At 62.5% G+C, this 15,803-nt stretch carries 18 protein-coding genes; 3 read left to right on the top strand and 15 right to left on the bottom strand.

Annotated features, from left to right (window positions below; translation table 11 throughout):
- Positions 1–11: 11 nt before the first annotated feature.
- Together V8359_RS04435 and V8359_RS04430 are read right to left on the bottom strand one after the other, a co-directional pair.
- On the bottom strand, positions 12–1,373 hold the full coding sequence (locus tag V8359_RS04435) for a DUF2927 domain-containing protein (protein WP_336427504.1): 1,362 nt from the start codon (positions 1,371–1,373) through the stop codon (positions 12–14).
- A 215-nt stretch (positions 1,374–1,588) separates the two neighbouring features.
- Complete coding sequence (locus V8359_RS04430) at positions 1,589–2,431, bottom strand: AAA family ATPase (protein ID WP_336427503.1); 843 nt, start codon at positions 2,429–2,431, stop codon at positions 1,589–1,591.
- 159 nt (positions 2,432–2,590) lie between these two features.
- On the opposite strand from V8359_RS04430, the gene dksA reads away from it, so the two are divergent.
- Both dksA and V8359_RS04420 read left to right on the top strand, forming a co-directional pair.
- Complete coding sequence (gene dksA, locus V8359_RS04425; RefSeq protein ID WP_442970325.1) at positions 2,591–3,049, top strand: RNA polymerase-binding protein DksA; 459 nt, start codon at positions 2,591–2,593, stop codon at positions 3,047–3,049.
- A gap of 81 nt (positions 3,050–3,130) precedes the next feature.
- Positions 3,131–4,318: an FAD-dependent monooxygenase gene (locus V8359_RS04420; protein ID WP_336427502.1), complete on the top strand. Its 1,188-nt coding sequence runs from the start codon at positions 3,131–3,133 to the stop codon at positions 4,316–4,318.
- On the opposite strand, the gene V8359_RS04415 is transcribed toward V8359_RS04420, so the two are convergent.
- The 4 genes from V8359_RS04415 to V8359_RS04400 form a co-directional block, all read right to left on the bottom strand.
- Positions 4,276–5,052: a carbon-nitrogen hydrolase family protein gene (locus V8359_RS04415; RefSeq protein WP_336427501.1), complete on the bottom strand. Its 777-nt coding sequence runs from the start codon at positions 5,050–5,052 to the stop codon at positions 4,276–4,278. The two genes, V8359_RS04420 and V8359_RS04415, sit on opposite strands and share 43 nt — an antisense overlap.
- Positions 5,053–5,196: 144 nt before the next feature.
- A complete protein-coding gene (locus V8359_RS04410) occupies positions 5,197–5,616 on the bottom strand; it encodes a Fur family transcriptional regulator (protein ID WP_336427500.1) in 420 nt (139 codons plus the stop codon).
- A gap of 63 nt (positions 5,617–5,679) precedes the next feature.
- Positions 5,680–6,927: a cation:proton antiporter gene (locus V8359_RS04405; protein ID WP_336427499.1), complete on the bottom strand. Its 1,248-nt coding sequence runs from the start codon at positions 6,925–6,927 to the stop codon at positions 5,680–5,682.
- Between the two features lie 65 nt (positions 6,928–6,992).
- Positions 6,993–7,691: an endonuclease/exonuclease/phosphatase family protein gene (locus tag V8359_RS04400; RefSeq protein WP_336427498.1), complete on the bottom strand. Its 699-nt coding sequence runs from the start codon at positions 7,689–7,691 to the stop codon at positions 6,993–6,995.
- Between the two features lie 41 nt (positions 7,692–7,732).
- Between V8359_RS04400 and V8359_RS04395 the strand changes: the two genes are divergently transcribed.
- A complete protein-coding gene (locus tag V8359_RS04395) occupies positions 7,733–8,368 on the top strand; it encodes a hypothetical protein (RefSeq protein WP_336427496.1) in 636 nt (211 codons plus the stop codon).
- Positions 8,369–8,451: 83 nt separating this feature from the next.
- Here the strand turns inward: V8359_RS04395 and V8359_RS04390 are convergent, their stop codons facing one another.
- The 9 genes from V8359_RS04390 to rimK all read right to left on the bottom strand — a co-directional run bounded on the left by V8359_RS04390 (position 8,452) and on the right by rimK (position 15,757).
- Positions 8,452–9,870 carry a protein adenylyltransferase SelO gene (locus tag V8359_RS04390; protein ID WP_336427495.1) on the bottom strand — a complete coding sequence of 473 codons (1,419 nt, stop codon included), beginning with the start codon at positions 9,868–9,870 and terminating at the stop codon, positions 8,452–8,454.
- A gap of 8 nt (positions 9,871–9,878) precedes the next feature.
- Positions 9,879–10,325 carry a GNAT family N-acetyltransferase gene (locus V8359_RS04385; RefSeq protein ID WP_336427494.1) on the bottom strand — a complete coding sequence of 149 codons (447 nt, stop codon included), beginning with the start codon at positions 10,323–10,325 and terminating at the stop codon, positions 9,879–9,881.
- Positions 10,322–11,263, bottom strand: coding sequence for a nucleoside hydrolase (locus V8359_RS04380; protein ID WP_336427493.1), 942 nt, complete (start codon positions 11,261–11,263; stop codon positions 10,322–10,324). The genes V8359_RS04385 and V8359_RS04380 overlap by 4 nt, the downstream gene beginning before the upstream one ends.
- A 32-nt stretch (positions 11,264–11,295) precedes the next feature.
- Positions 11,296–12,042: a triose-phosphate isomerase gene (tpiA, locus tag V8359_RS04375; RefSeq protein ID WP_336427492.1), complete on the bottom strand. Its 747-nt coding sequence runs from the start codon at positions 12,040–12,042 to the stop codon at positions 11,296–11,298.
- Positions 12,043–12,088: 46 nt separating this feature from the next.
- Positions 12,089–12,439 carry a HesB/IscA family protein gene (locus V8359_RS04370; protein ID WP_336427491.1) on the bottom strand — a complete coding sequence of 117 codons (351 nt, stop codon included), beginning with the start codon at positions 12,437–12,439 and terminating at the stop codon, positions 12,089–12,091.
- Positions 12,440–12,472: 33 nt separating this feature from the next.
- A complete protein-coding gene (locus V8359_RS04365; protein ID WP_336427490.1) occupies positions 12,473–13,192 on the bottom strand; it encodes a DUF3307 domain-containing protein in 720 nt (239 codons plus the stop codon).
- On the bottom strand, positions 13,189–13,818 hold the full coding sequence (locus V8359_RS04360) for a hypothetical protein (protein ID WP_336427489.1): 630 nt from the start codon (positions 13,816–13,818) through the stop codon (positions 13,189–13,191). Before V8359_RS04360 ends, V8359_RS04365 begins: the two co-directional genes overlap by 4 nt.
- A gap of 79 nt (positions 13,819–13,897) precedes the next feature.
- Positions 13,898–14,260 (bottom strand): SUF system Fe-S cluster assembly protein, encoded by a 363-nt coding sequence (locus tag V8359_RS04355; protein ID WP_336427488.1) that lies wholly within the window; start codon positions 14,258–14,260, stop codon positions 13,898–13,900.
- A 93-nt stretch (positions 14,261–14,353) separates the two neighbouring features.
- Positions 14,354–15,757 carry a 30S ribosomal protein S6--L-glutamate ligase gene (gene rimK, locus V8359_RS04350; RefSeq protein ID WP_336427487.1) on the bottom strand — a complete coding sequence of 468 codons (1,404 nt, stop codon included), beginning with the start codon at positions 15,755–15,757 and terminating at the stop codon, positions 14,354–14,356.
- Positions 15,758–15,803: the final 46 nt, after the last annotated feature.

The raw sequence follows: 15,803 nt of genomic DNA, 5'->3' as shown, positions 1-15,803 counted from the left end.
GTTTATCTCCGTCAGAAACCCTTGAGGGGGTTGAGCGATGCGATCTCGCGCTGTTTGGCCCGGACGGCCCAGTCAGCCCCGTATCCGTAACGCGCCCAACCGAGGCTGTCGAGTCGAACGGCGCGGGCCTCGGAGGTGCGTCCGGTCAACTCAAGCGCCTCGGCGCGCAGGAGCATGAGCGTGGCCAGCAGCGCGGCGTTTTCGTGGCGTTCGGCTACCGCGATCTGCGGATCGACGAGCATCAATGCGACATCGCCCTTGCCTTGGGTGATGGCATAGGCCGCGAGCTGTGAGGCGGCATGTGCGCGGTGCAGTTTCGTGGCGGGGGCACGGCGGTAATACGCGTCAGCGGCGGCGAAATGGTTCTGGGCAAAGACGGGCGAAGATGATTGCGTGATCCGCCCGAGCGCGTAATGCGAGAAGCCGCGGCGGTGATCGGTCCAGCCCATCGTCTCGGCGATGGTCACGGCCTCTTGCGCGGCGCTTTGGCGGCGCGGCTGGGGGGTGCCGGGGCCAAGGGCCGTCTGAATCGCGCGAATCCATGAGCGCGGCGTGCTTCCGGTTGGGCGTGCGGGGATCGTGTCCCCGCGCGGATTGAGCCGGGACAGGATTGCCGGAAGGCGATCGGCCACCTGATTATAACTCATTCCCGAGCGCAGTTCGGGCGCGTAATAGGCCCGCAGGATCAGCATGTCGAAGCCAGTGAGCACGGTGTGCACGTTGTCATCGTTGAAGACGCTGTCGCTAAGCCTGTAAAGGTCGTTGAGCGGGCCGATGGCCTGAGCCAGTTCCTCGTGCAGGCAATCGCGCACCTCTTGGGGGCTTGCGTCGGAGGGCAGGAAGATCGCGACCTTCTCACGGCGCACGAGGCTGGACCAGTTGGTGCGGCCGGACCGGCGCGCCGCGCTGTATTGCGAGATATCGTCGATATTGGGCACGACGAAACAGGCAGCCTGCGGGAGTTGTTCGCGGATTTCGGTGCGTGGCACGGCCTGAATCGTGATGTTCCAGCCGGTTTCGCGGGCCAGGTCGATGTTGAGGTCGGCCTCGCTTCGCATGCGGTAAAGCACGCGGTTGAGATCGGGCAGGAGTGTCGGGGGCGGCCTGCCGGTGACGCGCACGCGGATCGGTCCTTCGAACCGTGAGAAGGTGCGAAGCTGCCGACCCGATTCAAGTTGCATGCTGAGATCGAGGAAATCGCGCCGGATATCGGCATTCGAGCGGTTCGGGGCCTCGGGGCGGGCCACGGCGAATACCTTGATCGACGCGACCGCCTCGGGCGAGGGGGTTGCGGCACGCGAGGTCACCTCACCGGGGGCGCCTGGCATGCAGGCGCCGAGGATCAGGCAGACAGGAAGAAGGATACGGCGCATGAGCCCTCTGAACGGTTACTGGTCACTGACACCCCCCGGACGGACTGACGCGAGGGGAACACACCCCCGTCTTCGCACGCCGCAGACAAGGCGCAAAAGACGAGTTGTAAGCAATCTCCATGCGCATCGGGCCATTGGTAAGGAGCCAATGGGGCGAAATTGTGACCGATTCGATTCAAATGGGGCGGCGGCCACGGGACATGGCCGCCTGATCGTCATGACCGCTGACGCCGGGCCATGAAGGCCAGCCGCTCGAACAGGTGGACATCCTGTTCGTTCTTGAGAAGTGCGCCATGCAAGTGCGGCAGCGCGTCGCCCGCATCGCGCCTGAGGTCTTCGGGGGACAGGTCTTCGGCGAGAATCAGTTTGAGCCAGTCGAGCACCTCGGAGGTGGAGGGCTTCTTCTTGAGGCCCTGCTGATCACGGATTTCGTAGAACTGTGTGAGCGCGGTGGTCAGAAGCGAATCCTTGAGGCCGGGGTGGTGCACCTCGACGATTCGCTTCAGGGTCTCCATGTCGGGGAACCGGATGTAGTGAAAGAAGCAGCGCCGCAGAAAGGCGTCGGGCAGTTCTTTTTCATTGTTCGAGGTGATGATGATCACGGGCCGGTGGCGCGCGGTGATCGTCTCGCCGGTCTCGTAGACATGGAATTCCATCCGGTCGAGCTCTTGCAGCAGGTCGTTGGGAAATTCGATATCGGCCTTGTCGATCTCGTCGATGAGAAGCACGACGCGCTCCTCGCTCGCGAAAGCCTGCCAGAGCTTGCCGGGGCGGATGTAGTTGGACACGTCATGCACGCGTTCATCGCCAAGCTGACTGTCGCGGAGACGCGAGACGGCATCGTATTCATAAAGGCCCTGATGGGCGCGGGTCGTGGATTTGATGTTCCACTCGATCATCCGCAATCCAAGGCTGGCGGCGACCTGCCGGGCAAGCTCGGTCTTGCCGGTGCCCGGTTCGCCCTTGACGAGCAACGGCCGCTCCAGCGTGATCGCCGCGTTGACCGCAACTGTCAGGTCATCGGTCGCGACATAGGCGTCGGTGCCGGTGAATTTCATGTGTTTTCAACTTTCTTCTGGCATTTGTTCAGGCGCTTGAAACGAAAGGCTATCGTGTTCCGCCTTTCACATCAATCGCACGTGATTGAGTAGTGACAATCCGATCGGATCGGAGTAAACGCAGGCCGAGAGGGCCAGATGTCTGAGAGTGAAGAGCCAATGACAACAGACATGGGTGTTGAGGAGGAGACCAAGATGAAGTCCGAGGTGTTTCTGCCCGAGGATTATCGACCCGTCGAGGACGAACCGTTCATGAACGAACGTCAGACGGAATATTTCCGCCGCAAATTGATGAGATGGAAAGACGAGATTCTCGAGGGTAGCCGGGACACGATCGAGGGGCTTCAGGACGGCACGCGCGCCATTCCCGATGTGGCCGACCGCGCCAGCGAAGAGACGGATCGCGCACTGGAACTGCGCACCCGCGACCGCCAGCGCAAGCTGGTGGCGAAGATTGATCAGGCGCTGCGCCGGATCGACGAGGGCGAATACGGATATTGCGAAGTGACCGGAGAGCCGATCAGCCTCAAGCGTCTTGACGCGCGGCCCATCGCCACGATGAGCCTTGAGGCCCAAGAGCGCCACGAGCGCCGCGAGAAGGTTCATCGCGACGATTGAACGTTGCGCAGGCAACCTCTGGATATGACCATGGCGCCGGGGCGGAAGCTCCGGCGTTTTTCTTAGAAAGGGACTGGCACGGTGACTCAGACCACGGTGCAGAACAGGAAAATCCTAATCGTGGGGGCCGGAATCGGCGGGCTTGCCGCAGCGGTGATCCTGTCGCAGCGTGGGGCGCGGGTTACGGTTCTGGATCAGACCGAAGCGATCACCGAAGTGGGTGCGGGCCTTCAGATAAGCCCGAACGGATTCGCGGTGCTGGGCGCCATGGGCCTTGGCGAAGCCGCTCGCAACGCCGCCGTGGCCGCGTCGGGCGTCACGCTTCATGATTATCGCAAGGGCGCGGTCACGTCGCTTGGCATGGGCGGGCGTGATTTTCTGTTGTTTCACCGGGCCGACCTGATCGATGTGCTACATGACGAGGCGCGGCAGGCGGGCGCGCGCATCCTACTTCTTCAGAAGGTGCAGGATGTCGAGCCCGGCACACGCCCGCGCGTCGTGCTGGCGTCGGGGGCTGTGACGGATGCGGATATCGTCATAGGCGCGGACGGGTTGCATTCGGTGGTGCGACGGGCGCTCAATGGCGCCGAAGCACCGTTTTTCACCCGTCAGGTGGCATGGCGCGCGGTGGTCGAGAATCGCACCGCGCGGCGCGATGATATTCAGGTTCATATGGGTCCGCACCGACACCTTGTCAGCTATCCGTTGCGCGGCGGGAGCCTGATGAACCTTGTGGCTGTGCAGGAGCGCGCGGCGTGGGCCGCCGAAAGCTGGAGCCAGACGGATGATCCGGTGGCGCTTCGGGCGGCCTTTGACGATTTTGGCCCCGAGGCGCAAACTCTTTTGGCGCAAGTGGAGCAAGTGAACCTTTGGGGACTTTTCCGGCACAAGATCGCTCAGAACTGGCACGCGCCGGGTGTCACGCTTTTGGGGGATGCGCTGCATCCGACGCTGCCTTTCATGGCGCAAGGCGCAAATATGGCGCTTGAGGATGGCTGGGTCTTGGCCGATGCACTGACCGCCGCAGACACCCCCGAGGCGGCGTTTGCCGCGTATCGCGCACAGCGCGAGGCGCGGGTGAGGCGCGCGGTCACTGCGGCAAATGGCAATGCCCACAAGTATCATCTGTCCTTTGGGCCGCTCAGGTGGGCCGCCCACTGTGGTCTGCGGGTTGCGGGGCGTGTCGCGCCCGGCGCGATGATGCGCAGCCTTGATTGGTTATATCGTCACGATGTGACCCAAGGGAGCGACGCGCGGTCACGCAGATAGGGCAGCCGCTCCTGCGCGGAGGCCACAGCCGCGTGTGTGAGCATGGCCGTGGCGATGCCCGGCCCGGGCTCGGTTCTGGCCAGCACCTCGCCGCGCGGACCCGCCACACAAGAGCCGCCGAAATAGGCCAGACCGTTCTGTGATCCGCTGTTGTCGGCATAGGCGACAAACACGCCGTTCTCGAAGGCCCGGGCGGGCACGAGGTGATCCGAGACGACGCCCCATTCGGCGCCAAGTGCCGTGGGCACGAGAATCAACTCGGCCCCCGCGGCGGCGAGATGGCGCACATTCTCGGGAAATTCCACATCATAGCAGATGAGCAGCCCGCACCGGAACGGGCCGATGTCAAAGAGCGTGGCATCGCGACCGGGGTCAAAGTGATCGGCCTCGAAGCCCGGCGGCAACAAGAGCTTGCGATGGTTCGCGACAAGGCGTCCGGTGGCGTCAAGGCAGAGTGCCGAATTATGAACCGTGTCACCGGCGCGTTCGGCATAGCCATAACAAAGCGCGGTGTCGTAGCGCCGGGCGAGATCGCTCATGGCGCGGGCGAAGGGCCCGTCGCGCGGCTCGGCCCGCCGGGTGACGGCATCGCCGATATTGTAACCGCAGGCGAAGAGTTCGGGCAGCAGCACCAGATCCGTCCCGGGCGATGCCGCAAGTTCGGATGTGATCCAGTCGAGCCGGTCTCGGGGTGTATCGAGGTCGCCGGGACACTGGGCAACGGTGATGGTCATGTCCGGGCGCATCTTGAAAGCCTCCTACAGGGTGTCGGGCGAATCGTGCCGTCTTTCGGGTGGGGACAACAGCCCTAAAGCGCTTCGAGAGTAACCTGAGACGCGGATTTTCGTGAAATGCGGCGCCGCGCGGACCGGAACCGTTTAATCCGTGTCCTTGAGCGGCACGGCATACAGTTCCATACGGTGCCCCTGAAGCCGGTAGCCGAGACGCCGGGCGATCTTTTCCTGAAGGGCCTCGATCTCGGGGTCGAAAAACTCGACCACGTCGCCGGTGGTCACGTCGATGAGGTGGTCGTGATGTTCACGCTCGGCATCTTCATAGCGGGCGCGCCCGTCGCCGAAGTCGACCCGTTCGAGGATGCCCGATTCCTCGAACAGTTTTACTGTCCGGTAGACGGTCGCGATCGAGATCCGGGGGTCTATGGCGGCGGCGCGGGCATAAAGTTCGTCCACGTCAGGGTGATCGTCCGCGCCCTCAAGAACCGAGGCGATGATGCGCCGTTGTCCGGTCATGCGAAGCCCCTGTGCCTCGCAGCGTTTGGTGATGGTGTCTGCTGTCATGCCCGGCGCCTTATGGGACTCTGGGTCAGAGGGATAGCGCCTCGGGCCGCGTCTTTCCACCCCTTAGACGAGATCAGGTTCGCGCCCGACGCGGTTTGCCACGCGCGCCACGGTGAGGCCCTGAACGATAATCGAGAAGATCACCACCATATAGGTTGCGGTCAGGATGACGGGTTTCCATTCGCCGTCGGGCAGGCTCAGGGCGAGGGCCACCGAGATGCCCCCCTTGAGGCCACCCCATGTCATGATGCGCACGACCCCGGGCGAGAAGCTTCGGAACGGTCTGAGCAGCAAGACCGGCACCGCGACCGCAGCAAGACGGCCCAGCAGCGCGAGCGCGATCGAGAGCGTGCCGGCAACGAGATAGTCCATGTCAAAGGCCACGGCGAAGACCTCGACCCCGATCATCAAGAAAAGAACAGCGTTGAGGATTTCGTCGATGAGTTTCCAGAAGCCATCAACATATTGGCGCGTGGTCGGACTCATGCCGTGCTCGGTTCCGACATCGCCGATCAGGAGCCCGGCGCACACGGCCATGATGGGGGCCGAGACATGCAGGTAGACCGCCAGTTCATAGCCGCCGAAAGCCAGCCCCAGCGTGAGCAGCACCTCGAGCGAATAGTCGTCGATCCGGCGCATCACCCGGAAGGTGAGCCAGCCAAGCGCGATCCCGAGTGCGGCCCCGCCAAGCGCCTCTTGGGCGAAAAGCCGCGCGGCATAGCCGAAGCCCGATCCGTGATGCTCGCCCGAGGGAAAGGCGAGGCCCACGAGGATCAGGAAAACCACATAGGCGATGCCATCGTTGAAGAGGCTTTCGCCCGCGATCTTGGTTTCCAGCGATTTGCGCAGTTTCGCCTCGCGCAGGACGCCCAGAACCGCGACAGGATCGGTGGGCGAGATAACCGCGCCAAAGACAAGCGCCACGAGGAACGGCATGCCGGTAATCCATGAAAACCCGACACCGATCAGCAGGGTGGACAATGCGACGCCCAGTGTCGCCATCAGGAATATCACGCGCGCCTCGGCACGCAGGTCCGCGATCTTGACATGCAGCGCGCCGGCAAAGAGCAGCAGCCCCAGCATGCCTTCGAGCAGGGCATCCGAAAATTCGAGATCGAGCACGATGGCGCGCACCTGATCGGCCATGCCGAGGGTCGGGACGAGCATGTCCACCCCCATCACAGCGAAGGAGGCGAGAAGCGCCACCACGAGAATGCCGATGGCCGAGGGCAGTTTGAGGAAGAGATAGTTGATGGCACCGAAGACGCCCGCAAGGACGATCAGAAGCGAGGCGATTTGCAACAGGGTCATGGCGGGCGGCTCCGGGCATCTTTTCTGTCCCGCGCCCTAGCATGCGGGCCGGGTGCAAGCCAGCCTCAGCGCAGACCGAATTCGGCCCAGACCGGCAGATGATCCGATGCGATGCGCGCAGGCCGGGCCATATGGGCGTCGTTTCTTAGGGCGTGCAGGTCGGGCGTAACGGCAAAGCGGTCGAGTCGGGCCACGGGCCGTAGAGCGGGAAAGCTGGGCGGTGTTTGCAAGAAGCCCAGCCCGTGCGCCGCCACATCAAGCGGGGTCACACTTCCCCATTCATTGAAATCCCCCGCCAGAACCGTCGGCATCGGCGGTAGGCTGTGCAGCGCGCGCATGATCGCCGCGACCTGTAGCAGCCGATAGCGCCGCACAAGCCCGAGATGCAGCCCGATCACACGGAGCGGGCCGATGCCGGTGTTCAGGTCGGCGCGAATCGCGCCGCGCGGTTCAAGCCCCGGCAGATCGATATGGGCGCTGTCGCGGAGGGTGAGGTCGCCCCGTGCCAGCATCGCGTTGCCATGCCAGCCCAGCGAGCCGCCCGGAGCGCCGAAGGGCAGAATGCGCCAGCCGTCGGCCTCGGCCATGGCATGGGGCAGGGCGGCGGGCCGGGGCGGCAGACGCTTGTCCACTTCTTGCAGCACGACGATGTCGGCGGCCAACGCATTGATCACCTGCAAGCTGCGATCGGGTCGACGCCGCAGGTCAAGCCCGACGCATTTCTGCAAGTTGTAGGTTGCAATCCGGAACGACGATCCGCTCATAGTAGTTGGACTACAACACGAAGCGAGGGAGAAGTCATCCCGTGTTCCGCGATCAGACATGGCTGGCGCTGCTGATCTGGCTGAGCCTTGTGGGCGTTACGATTTTCGCGCTGACCCAAGGACGGTTGCCGTTGGCTTTCGTGGCTTTGGCCACGCTGGGCCTGTCGATGGCGCCTATGTTTGTCGCCCGTTGGGCGCAAGTGCATGTGCCCCCAAGTTTCATGGCGGCAATTGTCATTTTCGTCGGCGGCACCGTCTTCCTTGGCGAGGTGTTCGATTTCTACGAGCGTTATTGGTGGTGGGACATCGTCATGCATGGCGGATCGGCCATCGGGTTCGGGCTGATCGGTTTCTTGCTGGTCTTCATGATGTTTCAAGGCGACAAATTTAACGCGCCGCATGTCGCGGTCGCATTTTTCGGCGCCTGTTTCGCCATTGCTATCGGCGCTCTTTGGGAGGTCTTCGAGTTCTCGATGGATCAGCTCTTTGGATTCAACATGCAGAAATCCGGATTGATGGACACTATGGGAGACCTCATCATGGATGCCATGGGCGCTCTTATCGGGGCCGGGGCGGGCTTTGCCTATCTCAAGGGCAAGGCGTATGGCGGGGTGGGGTCGGTGATCGATGAGTTCATCCGCAAGAATCCGCGATTTTTCAAACGTTGGCGCAAATAGCGCGACAAGGCGAAACGCGGGCAACGCCTGAATGTCGCGCTGCGTTTCGTGCAATCTGTGTTCCAAGTTTTTCGCGAAACGCTTTAGGTGCCGCAAAATGTCTGTTGAACCACTTCTGCGGAGCGCGGTGGGCGCGTCAGTTCGGCCTCGTCCGGTTGCGCCTCGTATGGCGTGGCGAGCACCCGCATCAGACGTTCGAACGGGGCCATGTCGCCGGCGACGGCGGCCTCGATCATCTGTTCGATGCGGTGATTGCGGGGAATGACCCATGGGTTCGCGGCGCGCATGCGCTCAGCGGTGCCGGTTTCCGACGCAAGCCGCGCCTGCCACTTTGCGTGCCACGCATCATAAGCGTCGCGGTCGGTGACTTGATCGCGCGCAGAGCCATCGGCCAGTGCCCGAAATGTGTTGGTGAAATCAGCGCCCGAGGCCGCCATGAGTGCGAGCAATTCGTCGATCAACGGGCGGTCCGACTCGCTGGCGTCATCAAGGCCGATCTTGTGTCCGAATGCACTGAGCCAGTAACGGCCAATCAACTCCGGCATGGCATGGATGTCGCGGGTCATCTCTTCGACCGCCGCATCCTGATCATCGTGAAGGGGGACGAGGCAGGTGGCAAGCTGTGCGAGGTTCCAGACGATCACATGCCGCTGATTGCCATAGGCATAGCGCCCGTGCGCGTCGATCGAGGAAAACACCGTGTCGGGGTGATACCGGTCCATGAAGGCGCAGGGGCCGTAATCAATGGTCTCGCCCGAGAGGGTGGTGTTGTCGGTGTTCATCACCCCGTGGATGAAGCCAAGCGATTCCCATGCCGCGATGAGCCGTGCCTGACGGTCGATGACCGCGCGCAGCATATCACCCGGGCTTTGTGCCTCGGGCGTGTGGCGGGCGCGGGTATAGTCGTAAAGCGCGCGCAGGCTCTCGAGGTCGCGCCGTGCGAGAAAGACCTGAAAGGTGCCCACGCGGATATGGCTCGAGGCGACACGGGTGAGCACGGCACCGGGCAGGGCACCGGTTTCGCGGTAAACCGACTCGCCCGTGACGACGGCGGCAAGCGCGCGGGTGGTTGGCACGCCCATCGCGTGCATCGCTTCGCTCACCACATATTCACGCAGCACCGGGCCCAGCCATGCGCGCCCGTCGCCCATCCTGCTGTAGGGGGTGGGGCCAGACCCTTTGAGTTGAATGTCCCGGCGTGATCCGGTCCGGTCGATCACCTCACCCAGCAGGTTGGCGCGGCCATCGCCAAGCTGAGGGGAAAACCCGCCAAACTGATGGCCTGCGTAAAGCTGAGCCAGCGGGGTGGCACCCTCGGGCACCTTGTTGCCGGCGAAGATGGCGGCGAGGTCGGCCTCTTGGGGGGCGATGCCAAGCTCACGCGCGAGCGCCTCATTGAAGGCAAGGAGGCGAGGGGATTTTACCGGGGTCGGGTCGAGCCGCGTGAAGAACGCGGGCGGGAGCTGAGCGTAGCTGTTGTCGAAGGGTATATCGAGGGTCATAGCGGTCCTCAAAGCTTGCGGCTCATCAGCATGTAATGATCACGCGGCTCAAAATGAAGACGTTGATAGAGCGCGCGCGCTTTTTCGTTGTCGCGCCGCACCTCGAGATGGATGGCACGCACGCCGTGGCGCGACAGGGCCTTGGGCAGTGCGGCCAGAATTTCAGTTCCGATGCCACGCCCGCGCACGCCCGGACGGATGTAGATTTCATCGAGAAACCCGTCGAGCCCGGTGAATTCGAGCGACCAGCCGAAGGAGATGACCGCATACCCTATGGGCGCACGGCGCGGACCGGCAACGTAGATCGCACCATGCGGCGACCCTTCGAGCAGCGGGAGAAGTGCGGCGCGGCGGGTGTCGTCATCCTGCGTGATGCCCTCTTCGGCGTGAAACGCTTCGACGAGGGGCAGGAGGGCTGTGAGATCATCGGCGGCGGCAAGGGTGAGGGCGGTCATAGCCGGGCGAGCCTTTCGGTCAGGAGAGAAAAAAATCCGTCGGCGTCGATATCGCCCAGAAAAAGCGCGTTGGCAGGGCGATCCGTGACGCCCCACCAGTCGGCGACGGTCATGCCCATGGTCAATTCGGACGTGGTTTCGATCTCGACATTGATATGACGGCCCGAGAAGAGATTGGGCCTGAGCAGATAAGCGATCACACAGGGATCGTGCAGCGGTGCGCCGTCCTGACCGTATTTTGTCCGGTCGTATCTTTCGAAAAAATCGGTCATCTCGGCCACCGCGCGGGCAACCGGCGTGCCGATGGCGCGAATGGCGTCGTTGCGGGCGCGGGTGACCAGCGCCTTGTGTGTCACATCCAGCGGAACAACGGTGATCGGAACGCCAGATTTAAAAATAATATCAGCGGCCTGAGGATCAACATGAATGTTGAACTCGGCGGCGGGCGTGACATTGCCCACAGCGAAATAGGCCCCGCCCATCAGCACGATTTCCTTGATGCGGGGGGCGATATCGGGGGCACGGTCAAGGGCCGTGGCGATGTTGGTGAGCGGCCCGATCGGGCAGAGCGTGATCGTGCCGGGGGGATGGCGCCGCAGCGTGTCGATCAGGTGGTCGACGGCGTGACCGGGGGCGAGAGGCAGCACCGGGTCGGGAAGGTCCGGCCCGTCAAGCCCGGTGCGGCCATGCACATGCTCGGCTGTTACCAGCGCCCGGGTCATGGGCCGATCACATCCGGCCAGAACGGGCACTTCAGCTTTGCCGGACAACTCACGGATAATACGTGCATTTCGAGTGGTGTAATCAAGCGGAACATTGCCCGCGACACAGGTGATCGCAAGCAGCTCCAACTCCTCGGGGCTGGCCAGTGCGAGCAGGATCGCGACGGCGTCATCCTGACCGGGGTCGGTGTCGATGATGATCTTGCGTGGGGCCATGGCGGCACCTTGGAGGGGGTGGGCGCGGATGTCTAGGTGGTCGCGTCAAGGGCCGCGACGATGGGAGAGAAATCCGCCGCCTTGAGCGAGGCCCCGCCCACAAGCGCGCCATCGACATTGGACACGCTAAAGATTTCAGCGGCATTGCCGGGCTTGACCGAGCCGCCATAGAGCAGCCGAACGGAGCGCCCGACCCCTGACCCGAACCTGCGTTCTAGGTTTGAGCGAATGAAATCATGCACTTGGCCGATCTCGTTCATGCTTGGCACCTTGCCGGTGCCGATGGCCCAGATCGGCTCGTAGGCGATGACGGTATTGTGTCCTGTGGCCGTGTCTGGGACCGACAGCGAGAGCTGTGCGCCTATGATATCAAGCGTATTCTGTGCATCACGTTGGGCAAGCGACTCGCCCACGCAAATGATGGTGGTAAGATCTTCGGCATGGGCCGCGCGAGCCTTTTCACGGATCATGGCGCTGTCTTCTTCATGCGCCTCGCGGCGTTCGGAATGCCCGAGGATCACGGCCGTGGCCCCCGCATCGCGCAGTTGGCTGGCCGAAATATCGCCGGTATGCGCGCCCGAGGCGGCCATGTGGCAATCCTGTCCGCCGATGTCGATGGGACCTGCGACCGCCGCAGCGCGCGAGATAAGCGTGGCGGGCGGGCAAATCACCAGATCGGTGCCGCCCTCTGCGTGGTCGCGGGCAAGGGTTTCGATTTCTGCCAAGCTGGCGCCGTTGCCGTTCATCTTCCAATTGCCGGCGGCCAGCTTGCGTCTCATCTGAGATTCCTAAAATAAATCAAAACAAAGGTTTGGTGACCAAAGCTCACATATTCTCAAACTTGATCGACTCACCGCATCCACAGGCTTCGGTCACGTTCGGGTTATGGAAGCGGAACCCCGATTCCAAGAGCGAAACTTCGTAATCTATTTCAGTGCCGAAGAGGAACATCTGAGCCATCGGAGCGATCATGACGCACGCGCCGTCCTGTTCGACCACCTCGTCGTTGGGGTCGGTCTCGTCGACGTAGTCCATGGTGTATTCCATGCCCGCGCATCCGCCTTTTTTGACGCCGATACGCAGACCTTTGTGCCCTTCTTTCTCCATCAGCTTTGCGATTTGTGCCGCAGCCTTTGGAGTCATGGTCACCGCCTGCTTTCCGGGAATTCCGAACATTGTGTCGCTCTTTCCTTTGCTGTTGGGGCTAACCTAGTGCCGAAGGGGCCCGATCTCAAGGTCTGGAAGATGCGCGAGCAGGAGCGCGGTGGCGAAGGCTACGGAAATGGCCCAGCCGAAGGAGGCGAGGGTGCCGATGATGACGTATTCGGCGGTGCGCTGATCGCGTGTCGCGGTGCCGTAGCGGAGGATGGATTTGGCGGTGATGAGGAACCCCACGCCAATCGGTTGTCCGGCAATGACCAACACAAAGATGAGTCCACGCTCAAGCAGACCGATGAGCCGACCGCCATCACGCAGCCCGTTGTTGCGGATGCGCACCGTGTGCGGACGCATGAGCAGCCCCACAGCGTATTGACCGGCAAACAGCGTGGTGATCAGGCCCGCCAAGAGGGCCATGAGCGGCAAGACCTTGGGCCAAGGGGCCCAAAGGCCGCCGGCCCAAAGATCGGGCGTCAAGACTGTCACAGCCAAGATGGTGGCAATATGTGCGCCCTGATCGGTGAGAAACCCCGCGATACCACGGAAATCGCCCCGGATCTTGATGGCGTCGATGACCATATGCGCGATTGCCAGAGCCAGAATTTCCGGCGCGTCGACCCGGCCCAGCGCCGCCTGCGCGGTGACGAGCACGATTGCGCCGTGCAGGAGCATGACATGCGGGCGGTGTTTGTTGGCGTTGATCCAATCCGTCTGGAACACGAAATCCGCCAGCAGATGAGCAAACAAAAGCGCAGTGAAGGTGGCGATCATGCCGTGTCCTCCAGGCGGGCCAGAGCATCGGCGAGCGCAATATAGCCCGCGCCGTGAAGCGCCTGATCCACCGCCTGACGCGAGATGCCGAGCGCGGCGCCGATTTCCCGGTTGGCCGGTGCGTCGGGGCGGAGCTTGAACGAAAGTGCGCGTGCCTGCGCCTGTGTCCAGCCCTGCGCCATGTGATCGGCAAGGCAGAAGAGCGCGTCACATGCGCCGCCGTCGGCATGCGCCATGAGCCTGTGCCCCTCAAGGCGGTCAAGCAGTCGACCCGAGCGTGTGAAGGCGGGGCCATGCGCACTGTTGAGGTCATCGGGCAGAGTGGCGAGCATATCGCCTGAAGCGGTCGCCACCGCGATGCGCGACGCGGCTCCGTCTATGCGGGCGACGATCGCGGTTTGAACGCAGAGCGCGAGGCGAAGAGGATTCCGAAGATTAGCGCAGGCGATCTGCCAGCCGTCTCCGCCCCTGCGGGCAAAGCCGATCTGAGTGGTTCGCGCATCGCGACCCGGCCAACGCGATGCGCGGTCGGATGTATCGTGAACCGCACCGATGAGGTCGTCGAGGTCGACTTTTCCCAGATCGGAGGAGTTGACGATGTCGCCTGTGAAAACGGTCCATACCATAGCAAGCTTATATGCTTGCTATGACTCAGATGCAAGTAAAAACACCTGCCTAACAGGAGAGGAAAGCAGAGTCGCCTGCTTACATGAAGCCGAGTTCGAGCCGGGCCTCGTCGGACATCATGTCCATGCCCCAGGGCGGTTCCCATGTGAGTTCGACATCGACCTGTTTCACGCCGGGCAGGGGCTCGATCGCTTCGGCCACCCAGCCGGGCATTTCACCGGCAACGGGGCACCCGGGTGCGGTGAGGGTCATGATGACCTTGACCGCGTTCTCATCGTCGATGTCGATCGTATAGATCAGCCCCAGATCGTAGATGTTCACCGGAATCTCGGGATCATAGACCGAGCGGCACGCCTCGACGATGCCGTCATAAAGCTGATGATCCGTCGACGATGGTGCGATAAGGGGGGCGCCTTCGAAATTTTGTGCGTTTTCGGTCATTTGCCAATCCGATCGGTTACTTGACCAAACATATAAGGATTTACGTCCGGCACGTCCAGTGCGGCCAGTCCGCACAGGAGGTGCAAGGCAGCTTCAGCTTCCTTTGCGGCGTCGGATCGGGGTCGGACGCACGCGCGCTTCGATGGTTTCATAAAGCTTGCCGACAATGTTCTTGCTGGTCGACGCCTCGATCCCTTCGAAGCCGGGGCTCGAGTTCACCTCGAGCACCTTGGGGCCGCCTTCGGACCGCAAAAGATCGACCCCCGCCATGTTGAGATCGAACGACCGCGCGGCGCGCAGGGCCGTGTCACGTTCTTGCTTGGTGATGCGCACCGATTTGGCCGACCCGCCCCGGTGCAGGTTCGAGCGGAAATCGCCATCGGCACCGGTGCGTTTCATGGAGGCCACCACCTTGCCGCCGATCACGAGACAGCGGATATCCTCGCCTGCGGCTTCCTTGACGAAATCCTGCACGAGGAAATTGGCCTTGAGGCCGCGGAAGGCGTCGATCACCGACTCGGCGGCCTTCTTGGTTTCGGCCAGAACGACGCCTTTGCCTTGTGTCGATTCGAGCAGTTTCACAATAAGGGGCGCTGTGCCCACGAGGCTGATGATGTTCGCGGTGTCGCGCGGAGAGCTGGCGAAGGCCGTGTTGGGCATGCCGATTCGGGCCCGGGCCATGATCTGATGGGCGTAAAGCTTGTCGCGGCTGGCGGTGATGCCCGCGCTGCCGTTGACGCACCACGTGCCGATGGTCTCGAACTGTCGAACGATGGCCGCACCATAGGGTGTGATGGACGCCCCGATACGCGGGATGACCGCATCAAAGCGCGGCAATCGCTTGCCATCGTAATGCACTTCGGGGGCCATCGCGTTGATCGCCATGTAGCAGCGCGTGGTGTTGATCACTTCAACGGTGTGGCCGCGTTTTTCGCCCTCTTCGACAAGGCGGCGGGTGGAATAGTTGTCTTCGCGCGAAAGCACGGCGATGCGCAATGAACGATCCGGAGCCTCGCGGCGCATCTTGGAGCTGTGGTAGACATCGTAGCTCAGTTCCGGCTGCATGAAACGGTCGGTTGCCACGATCGAGATATGATCCTTGAGAGCCTGCCGCCCGAGGAGCATCCGGCTTGCCATGCCGGAGCGGTTGGTGAGAGTGATCTCGATGGGCCAGCTTTCGCCCGCCACCTCAATGGTTGTCTGAATCACGTAACGGCTTTCTTTTTCGCCGTTGGATGACGTCACCTCGCGGCGATCCACGATGGGCGCCGAGCAGGGAATGACAAGATCATCGCGACCGGGGATCGGGTGCAGGGTGAACCGGACCTTGGGCTTTGAGGTTGGCCCGAAGGTTTCGATGTCAAAGGCATGAAGTGCGGACGTTCGGGCCCCCGTATCGACTTTGGCACGGATTGCAGGAACGCCAAGACCCGGCAACGATATCCATTCCTCCCAGCCGAATTGCAGTTGGTCGGTCGTGTTTTCGTCGTCGGACATTGATATCTCCTTACTGAAACTTGGGTCCATCATCGCGGTTTTGAGG

Origin of the sequence: Roseovarius sp. E0-M6 (genome assembly GCF_037083845.1) — a bacterium.
Taxonomy (GTDB): domain Bacteria; phylum Pseudomonadota; class Alphaproteobacteria; order Rhodobacterales; family Rhodobacteraceae; genus Roseovarius.
The sequence above is the reverse complement of the archived record's forward strand: the minus strand, read 5'-3'. Positions and strand labels throughout refer to the sequence as shown.